Genomic DNA, 7,143 nt, shown 5'->3' on the forward strand with positions numbered 1-7,143 from the left:
CGTTCCGTTCACGCAACATGTCGCGCCAGTCCTATCGGCAATGACTAGATGGAGTTTTCAGCCGCCGGACAAGTGACGTTTCGCGGGCGGAAAGCCTTAAGTTGGGGACGGCGCGGAGTCGAATCAGAATCGGGGAGGAGTCAAATGGATTCCCGGGGATCTCGCTCTGCCGTCATGCCCGGGCTTGTCCCGGGCATCCACGAGCACAGGTCCGCGCGATAAGAACGTGGATGGCCGGGACAAGCCCGGCCATGACGGACCTCACCCAACCCATTTTTGCGAAAACAACCCCATGCACAGTAGAACGCCCCTTGAAAAGGCTAGCTTTTTTACCCTCCCCTGGAGGGTAAACAAGACCCGCCGTCGTGGCGGGCCCTACTGCGTCTTCGCCACGCGCGGCGGCTGGGCTGTGGTGACGAAGCTGGTGGCTTCCAGCATGGCCGGCCCCAGCGGGGTCGGCACTTTCAGCCAGAACGGGACCAGGATGCGGGTGCCCGCGACCGGGGCGAAGGCGATCTCGATGTTGCGCTGGGCGGCGAGGTACTTGATCACGGGGCGGTCGGGGATGTAGCCGGCGACCGGCACGAAATAGAGCGAGCAGACCACGACCGGGCCGCGATAGCCCTTTTCCGCCTTCACGGTCTCCATGCGCTTGAAATCGAGCTTGAGGTCGTAGCGCACGCGGCCGTCGAACACCGGGGCCGAGCTGTGGCAGGCCTCGGGCGAGACCGGGTCGCCATTGCCGGGCACGCGCAGCAGCGAGGCCGTCATGGGGTCCCAGACGCCGCGGCGATGGGCGTCGGTGACGACGATGCGGTCCGGATCGACCGGGGGCTCGGGGAGGATGGAGAAATCCTTCACATTGCCCTTGTCGAGCGTGATGCGGATCTCCTCGGTCTTCTTCTGCGTGGTGGTGGAGGCCTGGTAGCCGGTCGCAACCAGCGCGCCGTTGACGATGCGCCCCTGCGAGGCGCCGGTGCCGGAGCCGCCGGTGAACGACTTCAGCAGGCCCGTGGTGCCGCCGGCCGCGGCCGCCGAATACACGTCGTCCTGGATATCGATGTTCCAGCCGCCCTTGCCGACCGGAATGCCTGCCAGCGAGGCCTCATATTGCGCCTCGAGCTTGCCCTGCGCCGCCGCCGGCACCGCGCCCCACACCATGGCCAGGCCGCAAAACGCCGCCAGCCAGCCGGCCAGGCGCGGCCGGAGGGAGCGCGATGTGGGCGCAGACAAGGGCGTTATCAGCACGAAACAATCCAATCGGGCCGCGATACGCTGTTACTTAAACCAGAAACCGCGGCAAACAATGTGTCCGGGCCTCTCGAACCGGGAACTCCACCGGACTCTTCGATCGCGAATACGCCCTTTATATGATGGTAAGGCGTGACAAACATTGCCGTTTTGGTGATGAGGGGGAGGGTGCCGCGGCCTCCTTACCTCTCCCGCTTGCGGGAGAGGTCGCGCGGAGCGCGGGTGAGGGTTCTCTCCTCTGGGGGACACCATCCATGCCAACATTTGCCCCCCAGAGGAACGAGCCCTCTCCCCCACCCTCCCCCGCACGCGGGGGAGGGAGCGCACCGCCCGGGCGGCCCCAAATCCCCGCCCGAAAACTTGACGTCCCGCCCCTTCCCCCCTATACGTCCGCCCGCTCCCTGCAAGGACGAAGAATTTGCCCCCGTGGCGCCCAGAATGGCGGCCGCACCCGTTGGGGGTTCGAAGCATAAGGATTTCTACCATGTCTCGCCGCTGCGAACTGACGGCCAAGGGCCCCCTCGTCGGCCACAAGGTCAGCCATTCCAACATCAAGACCAAGCGCCGCTTCCTGCCGAACCTGGTCAACGTGACCTTCCAGTCGGAAGCCCTGGAGCGCAACGTGCGCCTGCGCGTCTCGACCAACGCGGTGAAGAGCGTCGACCACAATGGCGGCCTCGACGCCTTCCTGCTCAAAGCCAACGCCGACGCGCTCTCCCCGCGCGCCCTCGAGCTGAAGCGCGCCATCCAGAAGAAGGTCGGCCCGTCGACCGCGCCGGCGAAGAAGGCGAGCTGAGTTTTTAGAAGACAGGGCGGGGGCTAAGTTGCGTCGCGTGGCGTAGGCTTAGCCGAGTAGAGTTTGCGTTGCGGCCGGATCGGGAGATCCGGCCGTTTTTGTTGCTCGTTCTGAGCTGCAGAGAGCGTTTGGTCGCATTGCCGACCGCGGCTATGGTTCGGAATGTAGATCAGTTCCTAGCTGCGATCTGGGAGCAAACCCCACACCGGACGTTAATGTGTTTAAGCCACACTAACTTCGACGCCGAGTCGCGAGCGACCCCTCATGACAACATTTTCCGTGGACACACATCTCTTCCGTGAACTCGGAGAGCTGCTAGTTGGTCGCGATTCAACCGCTTTGGTCGAGCTTGTCAAAAATGCTTACGACGCGGATGCGACGCGCGTTGTTGTCTACGGGCAGTCCCTTTCGCATCCCGAAAGAGGCTTCATAACCATAAGCGACAACGGAATCGGAATGTCGCGTTCCGAATTCGAAAAGGGATTTCTCACTATCGCGTCGCGAGTCAAAGACGATGCAACGAGGCGCTCGAAAGTCTTCGAGCGCCGATACACCGGCCAAAAAGGCGTCGGCCGATTGGCTGCACACAAATTAGCGCGGATGCTCGAAGTCATTTCCACTCGTTGGTCGGGGACGTCGCCCAATGGAATGGATCAGCTGCCCGCCCGCGGCACGGGGATCGAAGTAAAGATCGACTGGGACATCGTCGAGGCAAGCCGTACCTTGGACGAGGTCGATCACACCGACGCCATAGCCATCTCGGACGCTGAGGGCGGCCGAAACGCTGGAACTACCATAACGCTACGCCGACTTCGCCGTCGCTGGACGCCCACTGAACATGGCCGCTTCCTCGAGGAGCTGCAGGCATTTCAACCACCGCCCCCGTTGGTCCGCCCATTACCGCCGAGCGTTTCTCGCCGATTACTTTTTGATGAACCTCGTGTTCGTGATGTGTCCGCAAAAGCAGGCCTGCGCTTCTCAGTAGAACTAGCCGGAGATCTCGCCCCTCCGGATGATTATTGGACCGCGATGGTCCAGGCGGCCCACTGGATCGTCGAGATCGATGCAAGCAGTCGAACGAAGGAAGTAAAATTTCTAATCTCACCTACCTCATCAACAAGCGAGGAGCTTTCAGAAGCTGTCCCGCGAGAGTTTTCGATGCCACATCCCTCGCCCAAGGACGGGCCGTTCTTCCAAGCACGAATCCTAAAGCGCACGGGAGTCGTCGTCAGAGGAGACGACCGTCTCAAGAAGTGGGCGGGCCGATCAAGCGGTATACGGATTTTCATGGAAGGCTTTCGCGTGCTCCCATACGGTGAACCAACAGATGATTGGCTTCAGCTCGACCGTGACACAGCCGAGCGGGGCCGTTGGTACGTTGACCCCGAGTCGGATATCGGTCGCAGCTGAGCGACGCCGAACGCGGCCCCGACGCAGGCCTTAATCACCTTCCGAACAAGCACTATTTTGGTGCCGTTTTCCTTACCGAACGCAACGCGTCCAATTTACGAATGCTTGTCAATCGTGAAGGGTTCATACCTAACCAAGCATTCGCCGATCTAACTTCGATTGTTAGAACTGGCATCGATCTATCCACTCGCGTCCAAATGGCTGCGGGCGCAAAGCGCAGAACCGATCGCAGAGTGCAGCGCCGAGAGTCGACTGACCGTAAAGCAGAGTTTGTATCCGCTACGCAAACAACAGAGTTGCTTGTACGAGAGGCGAAGTCTCACGCGGCCAACGCTCGGGCTTTAGTGTCATCTGGGCAAATCGAGTCTGCAAATAGCGAGTTTATGGCTGCCCTATCCCAGGTCGATGGCATCACCGCCCACGCCGAGCAAGCTTCCCACGAAATTGCTATGTTTCGAGTCCTCGCGTCGGTAGGAACGCAAGTAGCTTCATTCATTCATGAAATAAACTCACTTCTAGAGATGGCCGCAGCCGTCGAAACGGCCCTTCGTGCCATTCTCGAGATGCAGGGCCTTCCAAAAGAGCATCGACAGAGGCTCTCGTCTTTGCAAAGAGACGTCGGAGATTTAAAACGCGCCATCGAGCGTCAAGCCTCCTATCTAGTCGACGTTGTTACACCAGACGCAAAACGTCGCCGCAGTCGCCAGGTTCTTTCGGATCGCTTCGATACAGGCGTGAAGCTAATCGCGAACAGCGCAGACCGTCAGAACATCAAAATCATCAACAAGATTCCCTCCGATCTTCGTTCTCCTCCGATGTTCGCGGCTGAGCTAACAACCATCTTTTCAAATCTCCTTTCCAACGCTGTGAAAGCGGCCGGTTCAAAAGGTACAATACGAACGACTGCAAGAAAGACTGCCCGAGGGGCTATACACTTGCGAATGGAGAATACAGGAGCCGCTGTCAAAGCGCGCGATCGCGAGCGCTTCTTTCAACCATTCGAATCAACGACGACAAAGGTCGACACAGTTCTCGGCCAAGGAATGGGCCTTGGCCTGACAATCACGCGTGCAATGTTGGAAGAATACGGCGCGACAATTCATTTCGTGGAGCCGACAAGCGGATTCGCTACGGCGATCGAGATCGTATTCCCGGAGTAGCCCAATGGCCGCAAGAAGTAGCTCAGTTCTTGTGATCGATGATCAAAGCGGAACAGCAACAAGGCGCCATCTAGAAGGTTGGGTCGACACGATTGTGCGCCATCCTAACGACGTAACAGATTCTGACTTGAAGCGTTGCAAGCTTGTTCTTGTAGACTTTAGACTAGACGAATGGCCGGAGCGAGACGAGCTAAGGACCCCTTCATTGATGCCGCAGACCGGCATCGCACTAATAGCCGTACTTCGTTCGAATTTAGCTCGATTGAAGGCTGCGCCCACGGCCTTTGCACTTAACTCTGGGCTTTTGAGCGACCTTTCCAACGGAGGGACCTGGGAAGGTCGAGAGCATGCAATTGCGAAGTCTATCGATCTGGAGTGGGTTTTCGCTAAAACCTCAGACCGAGCAAAATTCGCACAAGGAGTAAAGTCGTTAGCCGAAGCGATTTCGGCATTACCCACAAAGTGGCCAACAGCAAGCAAGACAAAGGATCAAATCTTAAAACTTCTCGCCCTTCCGAAAAGCAAATGGAGACAGTCAGCCATCGAGGCAATAGACCGCTCCTATCCTCCTCATGAAATTTTGATCGGAAACAGCTCAGGGATCGCCATTCCTAGGTGGCTTCTGCATGTCATCTTGCCGTACCCGACGTTCTTGCTCGATCAGAGATACCTTGCAGCGCGCCTATCGCTGGAGCCGAGCTCCCTTTCTGAGCTGTTCGAAGGACCTGCCGGTACAAAAATTAGAAAACTCCTGAGCCCGTGCGAATACCGCGGCATCCTTTCAGACTTCGCCGGCACGCGCTGGTGGAGGGCAGGGCTGGAATACTTTCTATGGGAGAAGACGAAGGGGCGTCCGTTTGACAGGGATGCCATCGAAAAACTGGTCCGAGCGCAGTTCTCGACGAAGGCCAAGTTTACCGAGCTTCGGGACCCCGTGGTGTCAATAGATGAACAACTTCGACCGTGCAACGCGCTTATCAGCCTTCAGTCCGCAATAGAAGTTAAGCCCGACGGTTGGCCTCCCTTTGCAGATGGCGCGTGGGTATCGGCGGCGTTGGCAAACGATCCCACCTTTGTTGCTCTCGTTCCACAAAGCGAAAAGAACAGGCTGCAGTAGAACCCAAATGAGCGGACTGCGATTCTCATTTCAAGAAATGTTGGATGAAGTTAGTTCATTCGCAGGATTGGCGAAAGGCTTTGTAACTGCTCAATCGCTTCTAATTCTCTCGCAATTCCAAAGCGAGCTGGAGAGTTATCGCAATAGTACGACGACAGGTGGATTTGACTGGGAGATTACGGACGTTAATCCACTACAGACTGTCTCCACGAAGGAATATGAGCCCGGAGGAGGGGGCGCAACTCTATTGGTGGGCGAGATAACATCGAAATGGCGAATTAGGAAAGAAGCTTCCAAGAAGAAGAGTATGGCGTCTCAGCACTTCGAACTCCTCGGCATTGCGTCCACAAGAGTCCGAATCAAAACAACCGGCTCGAACGATGAGCCTCCAAAGGAAATTGCCATGTGGCGCATGGAGCTGGGAGATCTTCAGTCTCCTGGTTGCTACTTCCACACGCAAATCCTGGGACAATCAGACGACCCGCCATTTCCTAAATCGCTACCAGTGCCTCGACTGCCAATCTTAGTTATGACACCGCTCGCTGTCGCAGAGTTCATGCTTGGGGAGCTATTTCAAGATCGTTGGGGACCTCACACAGCAAGCACCGTACCACATCTCAACCGATGGGCTCCCATTCAGCATGAGCGTTTTACTCGCTTATTTGATTGGAAAATGGGTTTGCTGAAGAGAAGCAAGGGAACACCGTGGTCTTCCTTGAAGAAGGGACAGCCGGACGCTGACTTGTTCATCCGGGAAAGAAAGAGATGAATAGAATCGGCGTTCCAAGCTCCTGCGTCGTTCAAACCCCTCCTGCCGTTGCGAACGCGATGGCCATAGCTTTGGGCCACATGGAAGGGGCTCGTTGGCTTGAACCCTGCGTAGGACAAGGAGCCCTTTTGCGCGCAGCATCGAGCCTAGGCGTAAACGGTAGAGATATTGTTGGGCTGGACATTGATTCGAAGCCCGGTCCCGCCGATCATCTCGGGCAGATAGGCCGAGGCGTCGAGTTTCTGTCGTGGGCTCGCTATACATCGGAGCGCTTTGATCGAATTGTAGCGAACCCGCCTTATGTAGCAATCGAGCGACTTCATCCAAAGATAAAGCGAGCGGCACTCGCAACTGATCTTCCCCCGATAAAGTGGACGGGTTAAGCGGCTTTTAGCTCCATCTCGATCGGGGGGATATATCCGAGTGCGGAATGGAGCCTTGTCCGGTTATAGAATCCTTCGATGAAGCTGAAGATATCGCGCTGGGCCTCAGTGCGGGTCTTGTAGTTGCGATGATGGACGAGCTCGGTCTTCAGGGTATGGAAGAAGCTTTCCATCGGGGCGTTGTCGTAGCAATCGGCCCTGCGGCTCATTGATGCCGTCATGCCGGCCTCCATAAGGGTGCTGCGATAAGCGTGCGA

Annotated in this window: 7 protein-coding genes; 5 read left to right on the forward strand and 2 right to left on the reverse strand. The window is 57.4% G+C overall.

The features are described from left to right. Nucleotides 1-375: 375 nt before the first annotated feature. Nucleotides 376-1,161 carry a DUF3108 domain-containing protein gene (locus K410_RS0134000; RefSeq protein WP_155253854.1) on the reverse strand — a complete coding sequence of 262 codons (786 nt, stop codon included), beginning with the start codon at nucleotides 1,159-1,161 and terminating at the stop codon, nucleotides 376-378. Between the two features lie 574 nt (nucleotides 1,162-1,735). On the opposite strand from K410_RS0134000, the gene rpmB reads away from it, so the two are divergent. From rpmB to K410_RS40100, 5 genes are all read left to right on the forward strand, one after another. Further along, the gene (gene rpmB / locus K410_RS0134005) at nucleotides 1,736-2,047 is read left to right on the forward strand and encodes a 50S ribosomal protein L28 (RefSeq protein ID WP_028139006.1); all 312 of its coding nucleotides are present in this window, start codon (nucleotides 1,736-1,738) and stop codon (nucleotides 2,045-2,047) included. Between the two features lie 264 nt (nucleotides 2,048-2,311). Then, nucleotides 2,312-3,457, forward strand: a complete 1,146-nt coding sequence (locus K410_RS38970) for an ATP-binding protein (protein ID WP_080672301.1) — start codon at nucleotides 2,312-2,314, stop codon at nucleotides 3,455-3,457. A 383-nt stretch (nucleotides 3,458-3,840) separates the two neighbouring features. Further along, nucleotides 3,841-4,617: a sensor histidine kinase gene (locus tag K410_RS0134010; RefSeq protein ID WP_028139007.1), complete on the forward strand. Its 777-nt coding sequence runs from the start codon at nucleotides 3,841-3,843 to the stop codon at nucleotides 4,615-4,617. Between the two features lie 4 nt (nucleotides 4,618-4,621). Further along, entirely contained in the window at nucleotides 4,622-5,734 is a 1,113-nt protein-coding gene (locus K410_RS40095; protein WP_155253814.1) for a hypothetical protein, read from the forward strand. A 7-nt stretch (nucleotides 5,735-5,741) separates the two neighbouring features. After that, nucleotides 5,742-6,503, forward strand: coding sequence for a hypothetical protein (locus tag K410_RS40100; protein WP_155253815.1), 762 nt, complete (start codon nucleotides 5,742-5,744; stop codon nucleotides 6,501-6,503). 379 nt (nucleotides 6,504-6,882) lie between these two features. Here the strand turns inward: K410_RS40100 and K410_RS0134020 are convergent. Then, nucleotides 6,883-7,143, reverse strand: a 261-nt coding sequence (locus K410_RS0134020; protein ID WP_028139009.1) for an integrase core domain-containing protein, incomplete at its 5' end; no start/stop codon positions are given.

This window comes from Bradyrhizobium sp. 22, assembly GCF_000482425.1.
Taxonomy (GTDB): domain Bacteria; phylum Pseudomonadota; class Alphaproteobacteria; order Rhizobiales; family Xanthobacteraceae; genus Bradyrhizobium; species Bradyrhizobium japonicum_B.